Origin of the sequence: Mycobacterium sp. E2497 (assembly GCF_001668695.1) — a bacterium.
Taxonomy (GTDB): Bacteria; Actinomycetota; Actinomycetes; order Mycobacteriales; family Mycobacteriaceae; genus Mycobacterium.
In genome coordinates this window covers 1-19377 of sequence record NZ_LZKD01000241.1, presented here as the reverse complement: position 1 = coordinate 19377, position 19377 = coordinate 1, and the positions used below count along the sequence as shown (strand labels likewise).

Here is a 19377-nt window from a genome sequence, read left to right as displayed (position 1 = left end):
CGATCGACAAATCGGCGTGGTCGTTCAGTCACGGCACCCTCCTGTGCGCGTGAGCGAACCGGCGCGGGGCCCCCGACACGACGGAACGCCCGAATTCAGTCCGACGCGACGGAGGGGCTTTCAGCGCCGCGTCGAATGGACGCGGCCAGCCTGCGGCCTAGCCCATGACTGATAGACGGACCGCGACGGCGATTCGTTCAACCGTGCCGTGAAGCGCTCAGGCCGAGCGGCGGATGCCGCGCGTGCGGCCGATGTCGCCCTTCAGCAGCATGTCGCGCTCGGATTCGGACAAGCCACCCCAAACCCCATAGGGCTCACCGACTTCGAGCGCGTGAGAACGGCAGGCCTCGATCACCGGGCACCGCCGGCACATCTCCTTGGCGCGCTGCTCACGCTGCATGCGGGCGCGGCCGCGCTCACCGTCCGGGTGGAAGAACATCGACGAGTCAACGCCACGGCACAAGCCCTGCAGTTGCCAGTTCCAGATGTCGGCGTTGGGTCCAGGTAGCTGCTCCGGCTGTGGCATTGGTGTTTCCCTCTCTGCACGGCACGCCCAGTAAGGTCAGGATCGCGAAGCGATTGTGCAACTGAAATGAAGCGGCGTCACCGATGACTACCCGTCATGCGTAGACGTTAGGGCGGACGGCGAATTTGCGTCAATAGCCACTTAGCCCGGCAAAATATGTAATGGTTATAAAAGAATTAACGTCGCGTTCATCTGCTACCCAATGGCGAAACACGCACCGTGCTACCAGGCACTTGACCGGAACGAGATTTCCCAGCTCACAGGCCGAGGGAGGGCCAACCGCGATTAGTACAGGGCCTATCGTGATTAACAGTTCGGTAACGCGAACAGCACAAACTGTTTACTCCCATCGCCGTGATTGAAACTCGTCACACTTTTGTGATTGGCCGGACGCTGGCCGCCGCTGCCTTCGGTGACCAGCCCGGAACGTGGCCGCTGCCGTCCGCGGTCACGCCGGAGGACTTGTGGCTGCGCGCCGTGGCCGCGGGCGGGCAGGGCCGCTACGGGAGCGCCTACCGCGATCTGGCGGTGCTGCGGCGCAGCGCCCCCGCCGGACGGCTGGTCTCCCTGGCCCACAGCACACAGGGATCGTTTCTGCGCCAGCTCGGCTGGCACACCGTGGCGCGCGGCTGGGACGGTCGCGCCCTGGCGTTGGCCGGCAGCGCCGACGCGGCGGCCGACGCGCGGGCCGACGCCCTGATCGGGTTGGCGGCCGACGCGTTGGGCGTCGGCCGGTTCGCGGCCGCGGCGGTACTGCTGGCCCGCGCGGACACGGAGCTCGGCGCCGGACCGGTGCCCGACCGGCAGCCGGTGCGCCGCGCGTGGGTGGCCGCCGAACTGGCGATGGCCCGCGGCGACGGAACCCGCGCGGTCCGCGAGGCCACCGAAGCGGTGCGGCTCGCGGGCGCCATGGCCATCCCGTCGGCGCGGCATGCGATCAAGAGCGAGGTGGTGCTGGCTGCCGCCTTGTGCAGCGCCGGGGCCGTCGAGGGCGCCCGCGCGGTGGCGGATGCGGCCCTGGACGCCGCGGGGCTGCTTGGGCTGGTCCCGCTGCGGTGGGCGTTGGCGTGCTTGCTGATTGATCTCGGCAGCGTCACGTATTCGACACAGCAGCTACACGAAATTCGCGATGTCTGCGCAGGCCAAGTGCGGCGCGCCGGTGCGACGTGGCGTTCCGCTTGAAATGGACTCCCGGCCGTTATTGTCATTTAGTTAGTTAGCCCGGTTAGCCCGCGATGTGCCCCGCTCGTAACGTTGGAGATACCGCCGTCGATGACAATTCAAGGGGATCGTCTCGACGCCGTGGTGGCCAAGGCCGTGGCGGGGGACAGCAACGCACTACGGGAGGTGCTGGAGACCATCCGTCCGATTGTCGTGCGATATTGCCGCGCGCGGGTCGGGACAGTCGAGCGGGGTGGCCTGTCAGCGGATGACGTGGCACAGGAGGTGTGCTTGGCGACTATCACGGCGCTGCCGCGTTACCGGGATCGGGGACGTCCCTTCCTCGCTTTCCTGTACGGCATTGCGGCGCACAAGGTCGCGGACGCCCATCGCGCCGCCGGCCGCGATCTGTCCTACCCGACCGAGGTGATCCCCGAGCGCTGGTCATCCGACGCGGGCCCGGAACAGCGGGCCATCGAGGCCGATTCGGTCAGTCGGATGAGTGAACTGCTGGAAATCCTGCCCGCCAAGCAGCGGGAGATCCTGATCCTGCGCGTCGTCGTCGGCCTGTCCGCCGAGGAGACCGCGTCCGCCGTCGGCAGCACCACCGGAGCGGTCCGGGTGGCCCAGCACCGCGCGCTGTCCCGGTTGAAGTCCGAGATGATCGCGGCAGGTGACTGTGCCTGAATCCCTGGACGAATTCGCCCGCACCGACCTACTTCTCGACGCGCTCGCCGAGCGGCGGCCCGTGCACGTCGGTGACCCCGACATGGACGCGATGGCCACCCTGCTGGAGGACTGGCGTGACAACCTGCGGTGGCCGCCGGCCAGCGCGCTGGTGTCGGCTGAAGAGGCGGTCGGCGCCCTGCGCACCGGGTTGGCCGAGCGCCGGCGCGGTCGCCGCGCCCTGGCGACCATCGGATCCGTGGCGGCGGCGCTGTTGGTGCTGAGCGGCTTCGGCGCGATGGTGGTCGAGGCCCGCCCCGGGACCACGCTGTACGGGCTGCACGCGATGTTCTTCGACCAGCCGCGGGTCAACGAGAAGCATCAGGCCTTGCTGTCGGCCAGGGCCGACCTCGCCAAGGTGCAGGAATCGATCGACCAAGGCCAATGGGACCAGGCCCGGAATCAGCTGACCGAGGTGAGCAGCCTGGTCCAGTCGATCGACGACCCGGCCAGCAAACAGGAGCTGACCAACCAGCTGAACCTGCTGAATCTCCGGGTGGCCACGCGCAACCCGAACGCGACGCTGCCGCCCCCGGCGAACACCCCGTCGGCCTGGTCGACGCCGACCACCCCGGTCCCCACGGCGGCGGCCACGCCCTCCGAGAGCTCCCCGAGTCCGTCAGCGACGCCGTCACCGAGTCAGTCGTGGAGCAAGCACCGGCATCACGGCCAGACGTCCGCACCCTCGGCGGTGGCGCCGAACAATCCCTGACGACGGGCTAACCGTCAGCGGCGGTAACCGTCAGCGTCCGAGGTGGCCTCGTTGAGCGAGGCGTCGGCGTATCCCCGGCAGTAGTCCCACGTGACGTAGGCGTCCGGTTCGGGGTCGTAGGCCGGCTCGTGCGGGCGGACCGTGCCGTCGATCAGCAGCTGCAACAGGTTCGCCCGGAGCATGTCCCAGTCGTGATAGTGGTCCTGCTGGCATTCGTCACAGCACACCACGAGTCCGCGAATGCCCTTGTGCGCCAACAGGGCCTCGTAAACCGCCAGGTCGGCCAGGTCGGCCTCGACCGCCATCCGCTCCTGGGCGTCCAGGGGTTGCCCCGGCTCTACGGCTTCCAGCGCAGCCGACGGATCGCAGGGGTCGTCGGCGAAGGGGTCGGGCGGCAAACCCGGTGGGAGGTGATCGCGCACGCACACTAGCCTACGCAGCCGGGCCGGGATAACGCCAGCAGGCAAGCCGCCCGTCGTTTCCGTGCCGGTTTGGGCCGGCTGCCCCCCGCGGCGCGCCCCGGCAAGCGGTTGGAGGGGCCGGCCGAGCCGATAGGATGGGGTTCTCGCGCCGCATCGTATGGAGGGCCCCACCGATGACCCGTGGCATGTCCCACCTGGAAGACAGCTCCGACCTCGTCGGCAGCCCCTACGTGCGCGATCCACGCATCGGGGGGCTGATCGACGACCCGGTGCCCACCGGGGGTGACAACCCGCACAAGGTCGCGATGCTGGGCCTCACCTTCGACGACGTCTTACTCCTGCCCGCCGCCTCGGATGTGGTCCCCGCCACCGCCGACACGTCCAGCCAGCTCACCAAGAAGATCAGGCTCAAGGTGCCGCTGGTCAGCTCGGCGATGGACACGGTCACCGAGTCGCGGATGGCCATCGCGATGGCCCGGGCGGGCGGCATGGGCGTGCTGCACCGCAACCTGCCCGTGGCCGAACAGGCCGGCCAGGTCGAGATGGTGAAGCGCTCGGAGGCCGGCATGGTCACCGACCCCGTCACCTGCCGCCCGGACAACACCCTGGCCCAGGTCGACGCGCTGTGCGCCCGCTTCCGGATCTCGGGCCTGCCGGTGGTCGACGACACCGGGGCGCTGGTCGGCATCATCACCAACCGCGACATGCGGTTCGAGGTCGACCAGACCCGAAAGGTCGCCGAGGTGATGACCAAGGCGCCGCTGATCACCGCCCAGGAGGGGGTGAGCGCCGACGCCGCCCTGGGGCTGTTGCGGCGCCACAAGATCGAGAAGCTGCCCGTCGTCGACGGCCACGGCCGGCTCACCGGGCTGATCACCGTCAAGGACTTCGTCAAGACCGAACAGCACCCGCTGGCCACCAAGGACAGCGACGGCCGTCTGCTGGTGGGTGCCGCCGTCGGCGTCGGCGGCGACGCCTGGGTCCGGGCGATGATGCTGGTCGACGCCGGGGCCGACGTGCTGATCGTCGACACCGCGCACGCGCACAACCGGTTGGTGCTCGACATGGTCGGCAAGCTCAAGGCCGAGGTGGGCGAGAAGGTCGAGGTGATCGGCGGCAACGTCGCCACCCGCTCCGCGGCCCTGGCGCTGATCGACGCCGGTGCCGACGCGGTCAAGGTCGGCGTGGGGCCGGGCTCGATCTGCACCACCCGGGTGGTGGCCGGGGTCGGCGCGCCACAGATCACGGCGATTTTGGAAGCAGTGGCGGCCTGTCATCCGCATGGTGTGCCGGTGATCGCCGACGGCGGGCTGCAGTATTCCGGCGACATCGCCAAGGCGCTGGCCGCCGGTGCCTCGACGGCCATGCTGGGCTCGCTGCTGGCGGGCACCGCCGAGGCCCCCGGCGAGCTGATCTTCGTCAACGGCAAGCAGTTCAAGAGCTACCGCGGCATGGGTTCGCTGGGCGCCATGCAGGGCCGGGGTGGCGCGAAGTCGTACTCCAAGGACCGCTACTTCGCCGACGACGCATTGAGCGAGGACAAGCTGGTGCCGGAGGGAATCGAGGGCCGGGTGCCGTTCCGCGGCCCGCTGTCCTCGGTGATCCACCAGCTCACCGGCGGTCTGCGGGCCGCGATGGGCTACACGGGCTCGCCGACCATTGAGGCGCTGCAACAGGCGCAGTTCGTCCGGATCACCTCGGCCGGACTGCGCGAAAGCCATCCGCACGACGTCGCGATGACCGTCGAAGCGCCGAACTACTTTGCGCGCTGAGGCCGGGATGGTCGAGATCGGGATGGGCCGCAACGCCCGTCGCACCTATGAGCTGAGCGAAGTCAGCATCGTGCCGTCGCGGCGCACCCGGTCGTCGCAGGACGTGTCGACCGCCTGGCAGCTGGACGCCTACCGGTTCGAGATCCCGGTGGTGGCCCATCCGACCGACGCGCTGGTGTCCCCGGAGTTCGCCATCGAGCTCGGCCGCCTCGGCGGGCTGGGCGTCCTCAACGGCGAGGGGCTGATCGGCCGGCACGCCGACGTGCAGGGCAAGATCGCCCAGCTGGTCGAGGCCGCCAGCAAGGAGCCCGAGCCGTCGGCGTCGATCCGGCTGCTGCAGGAGTTGCACGCCGCCCCGCTGAACCCCGACCTGCTGGGATCCGCGGTCGCGCGCATCCGGGAGGCCGGGGTGACCACGGCGGTGCGGGTCAGCCCGCAGAACGCCCAGGCGCTGACCCCGGTGCTGCTACAGGCCGGCATCGACCTGCTGGTCATCCAGGGCACCATCGTGTCCGCCGAGCGGGTGGCCAGCGACGGGGAACCGCTGAACCTGAAGACGTTCATCTCCGAGCTCGACGTCCCGGTGGTGGCCGGCGGGGTGCTCGACCACCGCACCGCGCTGCACCTGATGCGCACCGGCGCCGCCGGCGTGATCGTCGGCTACGGCTCCACCCGGGGCGTGACCACCAGCGACGAGGTGCTGGGCATCAGCGTGCCGATGGCCACCGCCATCGCCGACGCCGCGGCCGCGCGGCGCGAGTACCTCGACGAGACCGGCGGCCGTTACGTGCACGTGCTTGCCGACGGCGACATCCACACCTCCGGCGAGCTGGCCAAGGCGATCGCCTGCGGGGCCGACGCGGTGGTGCTCGGCACGCCGCTCGCCGAATCCGCCGAGGCGCTCGGCGAGGGCTGGTTCTGGCCCGCCGCGGCGGCGCACCCGTCGCTGCCGCGTGGGGCGTTGCTGCAGATCGCCCTCGGCGAGCGGCCGCCCCTGGAGCGGGTGCTCAACGGGCCCTCCGACGACCCGTTCGGTTCGCTGAACCTGGTCGGCGGACTGCGCCGGTCTATGGCCAAGGCGGGCTATTGCGACCTCAAGGAATTCCAGAAGGTCGGGCTCGCCGTCGGCAGCTGAGCCCGGCGAGGGCCGCTGGCTTGTTACCTGTGAGTAAGGCCATACTGGTGCGATGAGGCCGGATTACGACGTTCTGATCATCGGTTCGGGGTTCGGGGGCAGCGTCAGCGCGCTGCGGCTGACCGAAAAGGGCTACCGCGTAGGCGTATTGGAGGCCGGGCGGCGGTTCGCCGACGAGGACTTCGCCGAGACGTCCTGGGACCTGCGCAAGTTCCTGTGGGCCCCGAGGCTCGGTTGCTACGGCATCCAGCGGATCCACCCGCTGCGCAATGTGATGATCCTGGCCGGCGCCGGCGTGGGCGGCGGCTCCCTGAACTACGCCAACACCCTCTACGTTCCGCCGGAGCCGTTCTTCAAAGACCGGCAGTGGTCGCACATCACCGACTGGCGCGACGAGTTGATGCCCCACTACGAGCAGGCGAAACGGATGCTCGGGGTGGTCACGAACCCCACCTTCACCGACGCGGACCGCATCCTGAAGGAGGTCGCCGACGAGATGGGTTGCGGGGACACCTTCGTATCCACCCCGGTCGGGGTGTTCTTCGGTCCCGACGGCTCCAAGACCCCGGGCAAGACCGTGCCGGACCCGTACTTCGGCGGCGCGGGACCGGAGCGCACCGGCTGCCTGGAGTGCGGTTGCTGCATGACGGGCTGCCGCTACGGCGCCAAGAACACGCTGCTGAAGAACTACCTCGGCCTCGCCGAATCGGCCGGGGCGCAAGTGATCCCCATGACCACCGTCAAGGGCTTCCAGCAGCGGCCCGACGGGACGTGGGAGGTCCGCACCGTGCGCACCGGCAGCTGGCTGCGCAGGGACCGGCGCACCTACACTGCGACGCACCTGATCCTGGCGGCGGGCACCTGGGGGACGCAGCACCTGCTGTTCAAGATGCGCGACAAGGGCAAGTTGCCGCGTCTGTCCGAGAAGCTGGGTGTGCTGACGCGCACCAACTCCGAGTCCATCGTCGGCGCCGGGAAACTCGAGGTCGACCCGAACCTGGACCTGACCCACGGGGTGGCCATCACGTCGTCGATCCACCCCACCGCCGACACGCACGTCGAACCCTGCCGCTACGGCAAGGGCTCCAACGCGATGGGCCTGTTGCAGACCCTGATGACCGACGGCACCGGCCCGGAGGGGACCGACGTGCCGCGCTGGAAGCAGCTGCTGGACCAGGCCCGCGAGGACCCGCGGCGGATGATGCGGATGCTCAACGTTCACCAGTGGAGCGAGCGCACGCTGATCGCCCTGGTCATGCAGCACCTGGACAACTCGATCACCACCTACACCAAACGCGGGAAGCTGGGCATCCGGTGGTACACCAGCAAGCAGGGCCACGGTGACCCCAACCCGGCGTGGAACCCGGTCGGCAACAAGGTCACCCGGCGCATCGCCGAGAAGATCGACGGCGTGGCCGGCGGCACCTGGGGCGAGCTGTTCAACATCCCGCTGACCGCGCACTTCCTCGGCGGCGCGGCGATCGGCGACGGCCCCGAGCAAGGGGTGATCGACCCGTACCACCGGGTCTATGGCTACCCCACGATGTTCGTCGTGGACGGCGCCGCCATCTCGGCGAACCTGGGCGTCAACCCGTCGCTGTCGATCACCGCACAGGCCGAACGGGCCGCGTCGCTGTGGCCGAATAAGGGCGAGACCGATCAGCGCCCGCCGCAGGGGCAGCCGTACCGCCGGCTGGACCCGATCGCGCCCGGGCACCCGGTGGTGCCCGTCGACGCACCGGGTGCGCTGCGCTGGTTGCCCATCACCCCGGTGAGCTCGACCGGTTAGCTTGCGATCGCCTCGCTGCTCGGTCGGTCGGCGACCCGCAGCGCTCGGCTACGCCTAGCTTGCGATCGCCTCGCTGCTCGGTCGGTCGGCGACTCGCAGCGCTCGGCTACGCCTAGCTTGCGATCGCCTCGAGCGGGGCGCCACTGACCACCCGGCTGCGTTCCCGGTGGATGTTGAAGGGCACGTCGCCCATCAACGTGACCCGGTGCATCAGCCGGGGCTGGTCGTCGTAGTCGTCGACCGCCCGGTGCTGGGTGGCCCGGTTGTCCCAGATGGCGACGTCGCCCGGTGCCCAGTTCCAACGAATGGTGTTCTCCGGCATGGTGATTCGCCGTTGCAGCATTTCGAAGAGCACGGCCGATTCGTAGCTGTCAAGGCCGACGAACCCGCGCACGAAATCTCCCAGCAGCAGCGTGCGCTCGCCGGTCTCCGGGTGCACGCGCACCACGGGATGCTCGGTCCGGAAATCCGGCTTTTCGAAGGCCTGCCGGAACGAGCGCTGCGCGTCGGTCAATGCCTGCGGGGTGATGTAGTCATAGCGGTTGGTGTGTAGGGCCCACAGGTCGTCGACGAGCCACGTCAGCGGCTCGGGCAGGTCGTCGTATGCCGCCGCGGTGTTGGTCCACAGTGTGGACCCGCCGTAGCGGGGCAGGGTGACGGCGCGCAGGATCGAGGCCGCCGGATAGTTGGCCACGAACGTGACGTCGGTGTGCCAGCGGTTGGCCTTGCCGTACTCGGAGTTGATCGGGGTGATGACCGGCGCGTTCTTGGCGGCGAGCAGCTCCGCGGCCGGGTGGCCGACGGGGGTGCCCAGCAGGCCGGCGAACGCCAGCTGCGCCTCGTCGTCGAGGTGGTGCTGGTGGCGGAAGAAGATCACCTTGTGGGCCAACAGCGCCTGGCGGATCTTTTCGACCACCTCGTCGTCGAGGTCGCCCCCGAGGCGCACCCCGTCGACCCGAGCGCCGATACGGCTGCCCAGCTTGGTGACGGTTATCTGACCAATCATTTTCATCAGTCCTTGCGTAAAGGTGTGTAGTCAACTGACTACATCGAGTAGTGTAGACACATGACTACAGCGCCCGCAAGTGGCCGCTCGAACATGCCCACCGGACGGGCCGAGGTGGCCGCGGCCATCCTGGAGGCCGCCACCGACCTGTTCGCCGAGCGCGGCCCCGCCGCGACGTCGATCCGGGACATCGCCGCTCGGTCCAACGTCAACCACGGGCTGGTGTTTCGGCACTTCGGCACCAAGGAGAACCTCGTCGGTGCCGTGCTCGATCACCTGGGCGCCAACCTGACTGCGCTGCTGAACGCCGGGGCGCCCGCCGACGAACTGGACCGGGCCCTCGACCGGCAGATGCGCGTGATGGCCCGCACCGTGCTGGACGGGTATCCGGCGGGGCAGCTGCAGAAGCGCTTCCCCAACATTGCGGCGATACTCGAGTGGGTGCTGCCGCTTTACGACAACGAGACAGAAGGGCGGCTGGCCGTAGCCAACGCTCTTGCGCTGCAATTCGGTTGGCGGCTCTTCGCACCGATCCTGAGGTCTGCGACGGGGATCGAGGCGCTGACGGACGCCGAGATACGCCAGGCGGCCGGCGCCGAGGTGGGGCGGATCCTCAGTCCGGGCTGACGCTCACTTGTTCCGGGTGAGCGCCCGGCGGTGGAGCGGCTCGCGGCCCGGCGGCTGCTGCGGGGGCGGCAACAGCGGCTTGCGGGGTTGCAGCGCAATGGTTTTCGGCGCATCGGTGGTCAGGGTGACCTCTTCGCCCGCGTGCCGGATGGTGAGCTGGCCGCCCGGGCCGTCGCGCACCGTATAGGTGACATCGGAGTGGTTCACGTCGACGGTCACCCGGAAATCACGCCACCGAAGGCGAAACCGCAGCCGCGAGATGCCGTCGGGCAACGCGGGATCCAGCGACAGGATGCCCTCGTCGTCGCGCAGGCCGCCGAAGCCGCCCACCAGCGCCGTCCAGGCACCGGCGAGCGAGGCCATGTGCAGGCCGTCGCGGGTGTTGTGGTGCAGATCGCGCAGGTCGATCAGCCCGGCCTCGTAGGCGTAGTCGTGCGCCAGTTCCAAGTGCCCGACCTCGGCACACATCACCGCCTGGGTGCACGCGGACAGCGAGGAGTCGCGCACCATGCGCCGCTCGTAATAGTCGACGTTGCGCGCCTTCTGCTCGGGGGTGAACACGTGGCTCTGCCACTGCATCGCCAGCACCAGGTCGGCCTGCTTGATCACCTGCGCGGGGTAGAGCCGCACGTACGGGTCGTGCAGCAGCAACGGGTAGGCGTGGTTCTCCTTGAAGTCCCACTCGGCGAGGGTGGTGAACCCCTCGCACTGCTGATGGACCCCCAGGCCGGCGTCGTAGGGAATGTTGGCCGCGTCGGCCGCGTCGCGCCACGACGCCGTCTCCTCGGTGGTGACGCCCATCGCCTCCGCCGCCTCGGGGTGGCGGTTGCAGGCCTCGGCGGCGGTGCGCAGGTTGTGCGCGGCCATCAGGTTGGTGAAGACGTTGTCGCGCACGATCGCGGTGTACTCGTCGGGGCCGGTGACGCCGTCGAGGTGCCACACCCCGTGCCGGTCGTGGTGGCCGAGGGAGACCCAGAGCCGGGCGGTCTCGACGAGTACCCCCAGCCCGCAATGCTTTTCGAGCTCTTCGTCGCCGGTGACGATGCGGTAGCGCTCGAACGCCATGGCGATGTCGGCGTTGATGTGCCAGGCCGCGGTGCCGGCGGGCCAGTAGGCCGAGCACTCCTGCCCGCGGATGGTCCGCCACGGGAAGCTGGCGCCCTGGAGGCCGAGCTCGGCCGCCCGCTCCCTGGCCAGGTCCAGGGTGGACGCCCGCCACCGCAGGGCGTCGGCCACCGCGTGCGGCGCGGTGTAGGTGAGCACCGGCAGCACGTAGCTTTCGGTGTCCCAGAAGGCGTGACCGTCGTATCCGGTCCCGGTGAGGCCCTTGGCCGGGATCGCGCGGCGCTCGGCGCGCGCGCTGGCCTGCAACAGGTGAAAAAGCCCGAACCGCACCGCTTGCTGCGATTCCGGGTCGCCCTCGACCTCGACGTCGGCGCTGTCCCAGAAGTCGTCGAGGTATTTCCGTTGCGCGTCCAGCAGGCCCTGCCATCCGCTGTAACGGGCGCTGTGGATCGCGGCGGCGGCCTGGTCGCGCAGCGCGGGGCGCGATCGCATGCTGGACCAGCCGTACGCCAGGTACTTGACGATGCGCAGCTTCTGCCCGGCGCGCAGCCCGCAGATCACCGTGGTCCGCGCCAGGTCGTCGCGGGCATCGGTGCTGAATTCGACGCGGCCGGGCACGTCGATCTCGTGGTCCATCGCGGCCGACATCATCAGGGCGCTGCTGCGGGTGCGGTGCATGAGAAGCGCTCCGGTTTCGGTGTTTTCGTGGTCGACGGCCACCAGCGGGCTCTCCAGGATGGCCGACACCCGAGGGTCGCCCGAGGTCTGCGGCTGGTCCTCGTTGGTGACCAGTTCGGACTGCACCGTCACGCGCACGAACTCGCCGACCGCCTCCACGACGTATTCGATGGCGGCCACGCCGCGCTGGGCCAGCGACACCAGCCGGGTGGACACCAGCCTGATCTCCTTGCCAGCGGGGGAGCGCCAATGCGCGCGGCGGGTCATCGTCCCGGCGCGCAGGTCGAGAGTTCGCTCGTGCGAGATCAATTCGCCGTAGCGGACGTCGAACGGCTCGTCCTCGACCAGCAGGCGGATGATCTTGCCGTTGGTGACGTCGACGATGGTCTGCCCGGCTTCCGGGTAGCCGTAGCCGGCCTCGGCGTAGGGCAGCGGCCGGATCTCGTAGAAGGAGTTCAGGTAGGTGCCGGGCAGGCCGTAGGGCTCGCCCTCGTCGAGGTTGCCGCGCAGCCCGATGTGCCCGTTGGACAGGGTGAACAGGGATTCGGACTGGGCCAGCAGGTTCAGGTCGAGCCTGGTCTCGCTGACGTGCCAGGGATCGACGGGAAAGGCGTCGTCGTCGATCATGACTGCAGCAGCTCGGCGAGGTCGGTGACCACCACGTCGGCGCCGTTGCGGCGCAGATCGTCGGCCTGGCCCACTCGATCGACGCCCACCACGTAGCCGAAGTTTCCTGCGTGACCGGCCTGCACGCCGGAGATCGCGTCCTCGAACACGGCCGCGGCGTCGGCGCCGACGCCCAGCATCTCGGCGCCGCGCAGGTAGGAGTCGGGGGCCGGCTTGCCGGCGATGTGCTCGTCGCGCAGCGTGACGCCGTCCACCCGCTTCTGGATGAACCGGTCCAGACCGGTGATCTCGAGGACGTCGCGCGTGTTGGCGCTCGAGGACACCACCGCGATGCCCAGGCCGGCCGCCGAGGCCGCCTCCAGGTATCGTCGCGATCCCTCGAAAACCTCGACGCCGTCCTTGCGCAGGACCTGTTGGAACATCTCGTTCTTGCGGTTGCCCAGGCCGTAGATCGTCTCGGCGTCTCCCGGGTCGTCGGGGCTGCCGTCGGGCAGCTCGATCCCGCGGCTCTGCAGGAACGACCGGACCCCGTCCTCGCGCTTCTTGCCGTCCACGTATTTGCGGTAGTCGGCGGCCGCGTCGAAGGGGACGAATTCTTCCCCGGTGCGCTTGGCCCGCTCCGACAGGTAGTCGTCGAACATGGCCTTCCAGGCCTTGGTGTGCACGCTGGCGGTGTCGGTGAGCACACCGTCGAGGTCGAACAGGCAGGCGTGCACCTTCTCGGGCAGACCCAGCATGGGGACTCGCTTCCTGGTCTTAGGGGACTAGTCAAGCGATACCCACTCCACCATGCCGACATGTCTGTCGCCAAGCGGTCACCCGGGCGCGGCCGTGGCGACCCCCTGGATGGCTCGCAGGCGCCGGTCCGCCAGCGCGGCGGTCAGGTTCTCGACTTTGCGGTCGAAGTCGGTGACGAAGGCGTGCAAACCCAGCGGGTTGGAGGGCTGGGCCAGCAACGCTTGCATGAACTCGGCCGCCTGGTCGGTGAGGTCGTCCCAGTGCTCGACGGCGAACCCGGCGGACTCGATGACCGCGCGTAACCCGTCGGGGGTGACCAGGTGGCTGCGCTCGGGTTGATCGGCCCACGGCAGCGGATAGTCCAGCTCGCCGTGATTCCCAATCGTCAAGTCCCACAGCGTAATCCGGCCTCCGGCCACCAGTACCCGGCGGGCTTCGGAGTACAGGCGGGCCTTGTCCGCGACGTTCATCTGGACGTGCTGGCTGATGGCGACGTCAAAAGTGTCGGCAGCAAAGGGCAGTTCGGTGACGTCCGCCTGCCGGACGGATATCCGGTCGCCGAGTCCGACCAGGCGGTTGAGCCAACGGCTTGTCTCGCAGTACTCGTCGGTGAGGTCCACGGCCGTCACCGTGCAACCGCACCGGTCGGCGACGTAGCGGGCGGTGCCACCGATCCCGCTGCCCGCGTCGAGCACCCGGCTTTCCCGGGTGATGCCCGCCAGATCCACCAGCCGGCTGGTGGCGAAGCGGCCCATGGTGTGGAAGTCCTCCACCAGAACCAGGTCGGCGGGCGCCAGGCGGTCGAGGTCTTTGCCCGCGGACCTCAACGCCCGTTCGATGTTGGGTCGGGACAAGCCGGTCGAGTACTGGTTTTCGATGGTGTCGTTCATGCGCTGACTCCCTGCATGTGCTCGGTCTGCCACAGGGAGGACCGCCCGGATAGCCGCGGATGCGCGGGCACCGGATGCTGTTGCAGGCGGTCGAAGCGGTCCAGTCGGTGCATCGGCACCAGCCCGGTCAACGTGAAGTCCCAGACCTGGCGCAGGAGATTCCCCGCCGTGCGCCGGGTTTCCGGGCCGGAGACGTATCGGCGCGCGATGGTGAGGAAATCCTCGGGCTCGACGCCCGCCACGTCTCGGACGTGGGTGGTCGGCCCGCCCGCCTCCCAGGTTCCCAGGGCGTGCTCGGGCAGGTAGTAGCGCAGGCTGGACTCGAAGTACCGGTCGGCGCGGAGCCGCTTGGCGTTGACGCGCACGGCGCGCATGAACATCCACGGCGGAATGTCGATGTGCCGCACGCGCCGACCCAACGCCTCACCGACGGCCTCCGCGATCTCGGCCGCCGACAGCAGCGTCGGTCCGGTCGGGCGGTACGCGCGCCCGTCGTGGCGATGCGGCTCGAGCAGCGCACCCACCGCGACCCGGGCGATGTCTTCGTTGGAGGGAGGTGCGTTGCGGCCCTTACCGGTTGGGACCGGCAGGATTCCCAGCGCCGCGGCCAGCGGCAGTACCTGGAGATAGTTGTCGGCGAAGTAGCCGGGATCGACCGCGACATGGGCGGTGTCCGGCAGCAGGCCGAACAGTTTGTCCGTGAGCCAGGCGTGCCGGGTCATCAGTGACGGGTGCTCCGGGCTGGCCAGCCACTGCCCGAGCGCCACCACCGCTTCTACGCCGGTGCGCTGGGCGCCGACGGCGAAGGCGACCGCGCTGTCGAGCGCATGGGGATGGTAAGGAGGATTGAAGAACAGCCGGTCCACTCCGTCCAGGGCGGCCGTAACCTGTTGAAAGTCGAACATATTCGCGACGACGACCTCGGCGCCCAGTTCTCGCAATCGGGCGCTGCGCGCGTCCTCACGATGCACGATGGCCCGTGTCGTGACGCCGTGTTCAAGAAGTTGCGCGGCGACCGCGCCGCCGATCCTGCCGGTGGCTGCGGTGACCAATACTCGGGTACTCATGCGATTTCCCTTTCCAGTTGACGGGCGGGTTCCATTTGACGGGCCGGCAACAACCAGCCGACGACGATCGCGGCGCCGAGCGCAATCCCGGCGCACACCAGTGAGCTGACCTGCAAGCCGTCCAAGAAGGCGCGGTCGACGGCGCCGCGGACGTAGGCGGCCTGTTGTACCGGTAACTGCTGGATCACCCTGTGCGCCAACGCCATCGAGTGGCGCATCGCGTCGGCGGGCAGCCCCGCCAGGGCGGGGGTGCGGAGGTGGCCCGCGTACACCGACGCGAAGATGCTGCCGGAGACGGCGACGCCGAGCGTGCCCCCGAGCTCCCGTGTGGTGTCGTTGACCGCGGAGCCGACGCCGGCCTTGTCGATGGGCAGCGACCCCATGATCGCCTCGGTGGCCGGTGAGAAGGTCATGCCGAGGCCGCCACCGAGGAGCAGCATCTGCGCGGCGATCTGGCCGTAGGGGGTGGCCGAGTCGGCCGTCGATGCCCAGGCCAGCCCGGCGGCGAACACGGTGAGTCCGGAGGCGACGACGGCGGTGGTGCCGACTCGTGCGACGAGCCGGGGGCCCGCGATGCTGGCCAACGCGATCGAGGCGGCAACCGGCAGCAGCCGCACCCCGCTTTGAAAAGCGGTGTAGTCCTTGATGAATTGGAAGTACTGGGTGATGACGAAGATGAAGCCGAACAAGGTGAGGAAGCCGGCCGTCACGGCCAGGCTGCCGCCGGAGAACCGGCGGTTGGTGAACACCGAGACGTCCAGCATCGGATGGGTGCTGCGCCGCTCCCAGAGCGCGAAGGCGACGAGAATGGTTGTGGCCAGGGCGAAGCCGCCCGCGCTTCGCGCGTTGGTCCATCCCCAGCTGGGCGCCTCGATGACGGTGTAGACCAGCGCCGTGATGCCGGCCGCGGACAGCAGCAGGCCCGGCAGGTCGACGCGCGGCGCCGCCGGGTCACGGGAGGTAGGCACGAACAGGACGCCGCCGGCGATGGCCAGCGCGGCGATCGGGATGTTCACCATGAAAATCGCGCCCCACCAGAAGTGCTCGAGCAGCCAGCCGCCGGTGATGGGTCCGACGGCCACCCCGACGCCGACCATGGCCGCCCAGAGGCCGATCGCCTTGGCGCGTGCGGCCGGGTCGGTGAAGATGTTGGTGATCAAACCCAGCGTGGTCGGGAAGATCACCGCCGCGCCAACCCCCATGGCCGCGCGGGCCGCGATCAGCTGCTCAGCCGAATGGGTATGCGCCGCAACGGCGGAAGTGATCGCGAAGACGGCGAGGCCGCAGTTCAGCCAGCCGCGCCTGCCGAATCGGTCGGACAGGCTGCCGACCGACAGCAGCAGGCCGGACATGACCAGGGTGTACGCGTCGACGATCCATTGCAGCTGCGCGGTGTCGGCGTCCAGGTCTCGCGACAGGGTGGGCAGGGCGACGTTGACGATGGTGGCGTCGACGCTGATGACGAAGACCCCGAGGCAGATGACTGCGAGTGCGGGGATCGGGCGGTTCACGAAGAGGGGCTCGGTGCGCATGGACAAGACGCTAAAGCTACTAGACAAACAAATCAAGTATATGGTTGAAAAACATGTCTGGCGTGGTAGCTTGGCATCGTGGCACCCCGCAGGACGTACAACCAGAATTGCCCGATCGCGCTCGGTCTCGATGTCCTGGGCGAGCGCTGGACGCTGCTCATCCTGCGTGAGCTGGTCGGGGGGCCCCGCCGCTACGGTGACCTTCGTGCCGAGTTGCCCGGCATTGCAACCAATCTGCTGGCCGAGCGGCTGAAGGAGTTGCAGGACGCGGGACTCGTGGACCGCGCCGAACTGCCGGCACCGATCGGGCGCACCGTCTACAGCCTCAGCGACCTGGGGTGGCAGAAGTGCCTGCCGGTGCTGCGGAGTGTCGCCTGGCTCGGTCTGGACCGGCTGGAGCCGGTCGGCAGTGGCCCCGTTTCACCGCTGAACGGGTTTCTCGCCGGCATCCTGTTGCCATTCGACCCGGCCGGTGCCGCCGACCTGGAGTTGACCTGCCACGCCGACATCGACGGACGGGTATTCGAATTCGCCCTTCGGGGCGGTTATTTCGCGGCCCCCAAAGGCGAGCCTTCGGTGACGATCACCGCACGCGCCGCGGACCTTCTGACCGCGCGCCTCGGGGATAACGAGGCCAGGAGGAAGGCCGCGCTACGGCGCATCGACTTCACTGGCGACCCCGACGTCGTCGACGCGGTGCGGACGGCGTTTGCGCTGGACGAGGACCCGCGCTCATGGGGCAGCGCCGGCCACTAAGCTGGCTGCCGTGGAAACACCCTCGCCCCGGCCCGTGTTGGTGGTCGACTTCGGCGCCCAATATGCGCAGCTGATCGCCCGGCGCGTCCGGGAGGCGCGGGTATTCTCCGAGGTCATCCCGCACACCGCCTCGATCGACGAGATCAAGGCCCGCGAGCCGGCGGCGCTGGTGCTGTCCGGGGGACCGTCCAGCGTGTACGAACCGGGCGCCCCGCAGCTCGATCCGGCGGTGTTCGACCTCGGTGTGCCCGTGTTCGGCATCTGCTACGGGTTCCAGGCCATGGCGCAGGCCCTGGGCGGGACCGTCGCCCACACCGGAACCAGCGAGTACGGCCGCACCGAGCTGAAAGTGGTTGGCGGCGAACTGCATTCGGGGCTGCCGAGCGTCCAGCCGGTGTGGATGAGCCACGGTGACGCGGTCACGGTCGCGCCGGACGGGTTCGACGTGGTCGCCAGCACCTCGGGTGCGACGGTGGCCGCCTTCGAAAACCGGGCCCGTCGACTGGCCGGGGTGCAGTATCACCCCGAGGTCATGCACACCCCGCACGGGCAGCAGGTGCTCAGCCGCTTCCTGCACGACTTCGCCGGGCTCGGCGGGGAGTGGACACCGGCCAACATCGCCAGCGCGCTCGTCGAGCAGGTGCGCGAACAGATCGGTGACGGCCACGCCATCTGCGGGCTGTCCGGCGGCGTGGACTCGGCGGTGGCCGCCGCGCTGGTGCAGCGCGCCATCGGCGACAGGCTGACCTGTGTCTTCGTCGACCACGGGCTGCTGCGCGCCGGCGAGCGTGATCAGGTGCAGCGCGACTTCGTGGCGGCCACCGGCGCCAACCTGGTCACCGTCGACGCCGCGGACACCTTCCTGCGGGCGCTGTCGGGGGTGACCAATCCCGAGGGCAAGCGCAAGATCATCGGCCGCCAGTTCATCCGCGCGTTCGAGGGCGCGGTGCGAGACATCCTGAGTGACACCGGGTCTGAGGCCGAGTTCCTGGTGCAGGGCACGCTTTACCCGGACGTGGTGGAATCCGGCGGGGGCAGCGGGACCGCCAACATCAAGAGCCACCACAACGTCGGCGGCCTGCCCGACGACCTGAAGTTCAAGCTCGTCGAGCCGCTGCGGCTGCTGTTCAAGGACGAGGTGCGCGCGGTCGGGCGTGAGCTCGGCCTGCCGGAGGAAATCGTTGCGCGCCAGCCCTTCCCGGGCCCCGGCCTGGGCATCAGGATCGTCGGCGAGGTCACCTCGGCGCGGCTGGAGACCCTGCGTCGCGCCGACTCGATCGCGCGCGAGGAACTCACCGCCGCCGGCTTGGACAAGCTGATCTGGCAGTGCCCGGTGGTGCTGCTGGCCGACGTCCGCTCGGTCGGTGTGCAGGGCGACAACCGCACCTACGGACACCCGATCGTGCTGCGGCCGGTGTCCAGCGAGGACGCGATGACCGCCGACTGGACCCGGGTGCCCTACGAGGTGCTGGAGCGGATCTCGACCCGCATCACCAACGAGGTGGCCGAGGTCAACCGCGTGGTGCTGGACATCACTAGCAAACCACCCGGCACCATCGAGTGGGAGTAGGCTTCGCGCCCGCCGGCGAGATTGCCGACACGGTTGTGGGGTAGCCCCGACCGCGGCCATAGCGGCAATCTCGCCGCATTTTGCGCCCCATTCACCCCATCCGTACCGATCGCATAAAGCGTCCCTTCCGTTTCTTGACGGTTGTCGGAGGGCGGGTGTTTACTCTCCCTCAGTCGAACATACTTTCGAAAATAGTCGTTGTGGGAGCGGTGTTAGGAGGCTGACATGACTGCGGCTTTCGCGCCCGATCACCGGCAGGAAACACGTGCTGAGCAGCTGGAATCGCTGCGCCGGCGGATGGCCGTGATCGCCGGCAAGGCGCCTGGGCCCGCATCCGGCCCCGCCGCCCGCGCCGACGACCTGCTGCCGGAGTCGGAAGCCCAGCTGACGCTGCCGGGGTGGCTGGCGGAGTCGCTTCCCGCGCCGTTGCCCAGGGGGACGGTGGCGGTGCTCTCGGGTGCCCGGTCGCTGCTGCTGGGCATGGTGGCCGCGGTGACGGCGGCGGGCGGCAACGCGGCAATCGTCGGCCAGCCTGACCTCGGGCTGCTGGCCGCCGCGGAGATGGGTGCGGACCTCAG

Annotated in this window: 17 protein-coding genes and 1 pseudogene; 10 read left to right on the top strand and 8 right to left on the bottom strand. The window is 69.2% G+C overall.

The features are described from left to right. Window positions 1-217 precede the first annotated feature (217 nt). On the bottom strand, window positions 218-526 hold the full coding sequence (gene whiB3 / locus A5713_RS22545; RefSeq protein WP_067928104.1) for a redox-responsive transcriptional regulator WhiB3: 309 nt from the start codon (window positions 524-526) through the stop codon (window positions 218-220). Between the two features lie 354 nt (window positions 527-880). On the opposite strand from whiB3, the gene A5713_RS22540 reads away from it, so the two are divergent. The 3 genes from A5713_RS22540 (at window position 881) to A5713_RS22530 (ending at window position 3125) form a co-directional block, all read left to right on the top strand. Continuing rightward, on the top strand, window positions 881-1708 hold the full coding sequence (locus tag A5713_RS22540) for a hypothetical protein (protein ID WP_068098428.1): 828 nt from the start codon (window positions 881-883) through the stop codon (window positions 1706-1708). Between the two features lie 90 nt (window positions 1709-1798). Next, window positions 1799-2374, top strand: coding sequence for a sigma-70 family RNA polymerase sigma factor (locus tag A5713_RS22535; protein WP_066945594.1), 576 nt, complete (start codon window positions 1799-1801; stop codon window positions 2372-2374). Beyond that, entirely contained in the window at window positions 2361-3125 is a 765-nt protein-coding gene (locus tag A5713_RS22530; RefSeq protein ID WP_197509463.1) for an anti-sigma-D factor RsdA, read from the top strand. The genes A5713_RS22535 and A5713_RS22530 overlap by 14 nt, the downstream gene beginning before the upstream one ends. Before the next feature lie 14 nt (window positions 3126-3139). Here the strand turns inward: A5713_RS22530 and A5713_RS22525 are convergent, their stop codons facing one another. Further along, window positions 3140-3547 carry a DUF5319 domain-containing protein gene (locus A5713_RS22525; RefSeq protein ID WP_046186907.1) on the bottom strand — a complete coding sequence of 136 codons (408 nt, stop codon included), beginning with the start codon at window positions 3545-3547 and terminating at the stop codon, window positions 3140-3142. Window positions 3548-3720: 173 nt separating this feature from the next. On the opposite strand from A5713_RS22525, the gene guaB reads away from it, so the two are divergent. From guaB to A5713_RS22510, 3 genes are read left to right on the top strand one after another with little or no spacing between them, the layout of a single operon-like run. Continuing rightward, window positions 3721-5319, top strand: coding sequence for an IMP dehydrogenase (gene guaB / locus A5713_RS22520; RefSeq protein WP_067928096.1), 1599 nt, complete (start codon window positions 3721-3723; stop codon window positions 5317-5319). A 7-nt stretch (window positions 5320-5326) separates the two neighbouring features. Continuing rightward, window positions 5327-6454, top strand: coding sequence for a GuaB3 family IMP dehydrogenase-related protein (locus A5713_RS22515; RefSeq protein ID WP_067928094.1), 1128 nt, complete (start codon window positions 5327-5329; stop codon window positions 6452-6454). A 52-nt stretch (window positions 6455-6506) separates the two neighbouring features. After that, on the top strand, window positions 6507-8243 hold the full coding sequence (locus tag A5713_RS22510; RefSeq protein WP_068098427.1) for a GMC oxidoreductase: 1737 nt from the start codon (window positions 6507-6509) through the stop codon (window positions 8241-8243). 112 nt (window positions 8244-8355) lie between these two features. Here the strand turns inward: A5713_RS22510 and A5713_RS22505 are convergent, their stop codons facing one another. Continuing rightward, window positions 8356-9249: a TauD/TfdA family dioxygenase gene (locus tag A5713_RS22505; protein ID WP_068098457.1), complete on the bottom strand. Its 894-nt coding sequence runs from the start codon at window positions 9247-9249 to the stop codon at window positions 8356-8358. A gap of 60 nt (window positions 9250-9309) precedes the next feature. Here A5713_RS22505 and A5713_RS22500 point away from each other — a divergent pair, with 60 nt between their 5' ends. Next, the gene (locus A5713_RS22500; RefSeq protein ID WP_068098426.1) at window positions 9310-9876 is read left to right on the top strand and encodes a TetR/AcrR family transcriptional regulator; all 567 of its coding nucleotides are present in this window, start codon (window positions 9310-9312) and stop codon (window positions 9874-9876) included. A gap of 3 nt (window positions 9877-9879) precedes the next feature. Here the strand turns inward: A5713_RS22500 and A5713_RS22495 are convergent, their stop codons facing one another. From A5713_RS22495 to A5713_RS22475, 5 genes are all read right to left on the bottom strand, one after another. Further along, on the bottom strand, window positions 9880-12246 hold the full coding sequence (locus A5713_RS22495; RefSeq protein WP_068098425.1) for a glycoside hydrolase family 65 protein: 2367 nt from the start codon (window positions 12244-12246) through the stop codon (window positions 9880-9882). Then, entirely contained in the window at window positions 12243-12983 is a 741-nt protein-coding gene (locus A5713_RS22490) for a beta-phosphoglucomutase family hydrolase (RefSeq protein ID WP_068098424.1), read from the bottom strand. The genes A5713_RS22495 and A5713_RS22490 overlap by 4 nt, the downstream gene beginning before the upstream one ends. A 78-nt stretch (window positions 12984-13061) precedes the next feature. Continuing rightward, a complete protein-coding gene (locus A5713_RS22485; RefSeq protein WP_068098423.1) occupies window positions 13062-13874 on the bottom strand; it encodes a class I SAM-dependent methyltransferase in 813 nt (270 codons plus the stop codon). Next, window positions 13871-14941, bottom strand: a complete 1071-nt coding sequence (locus A5713_RS22480; RefSeq protein WP_068098422.1) for an NmrA family NAD(P)-binding protein — start codon at window positions 14939-14941, stop codon at window positions 13871-13873. The genes A5713_RS22485 and A5713_RS22480 overlap by 4 nt, the downstream gene beginning before the upstream one ends. Further along, window positions 14938-16473: an MFS transporter gene (locus tag A5713_RS22475; protein ID WP_068098421.1), complete on the bottom strand. Its 1536-nt coding sequence runs from the start codon at window positions 16471-16473 to the stop codon at window positions 14938-14940. The genes A5713_RS22480 and A5713_RS22475 overlap by 4 nt, the downstream gene beginning before the upstream one ends. 78 nt (window positions 16474-16551) lie before the next feature. Between A5713_RS22475 and A5713_RS22470 the strand changes: the two genes are divergently transcribed. The 3 genes and pseudogenes from A5713_RS22470 to A5713_RS22460 all read left to right on the top strand — a co-directional run. Beyond that, complete coding sequence (locus A5713_RS22470) at window positions 16552-17229, top strand: helix-turn-helix domain-containing protein (RefSeq protein ID WP_067928070.1); 678 nt, start codon at window positions 16552-16554, stop codon at window positions 17227-17229. A 10-nt stretch (window positions 17230-17239) separates the two neighbouring features. Continuing rightward, complete coding sequence (gene guaA, locus A5713_RS22465; RefSeq protein ID WP_231980621.1) at window positions 17240-18799, top strand: glutamine-hydrolyzing GMP synthase; 1560 nt, start codon at window positions 17240-17242, stop codon at window positions 18797-18799. A gap of 225 nt (window positions 18800-19024) precedes the next feature. Next, window positions 19025-19377, top strand: a pseudogene (locus tag A5713_RS22460) (hypothetical protein); the annotation flags it as partial.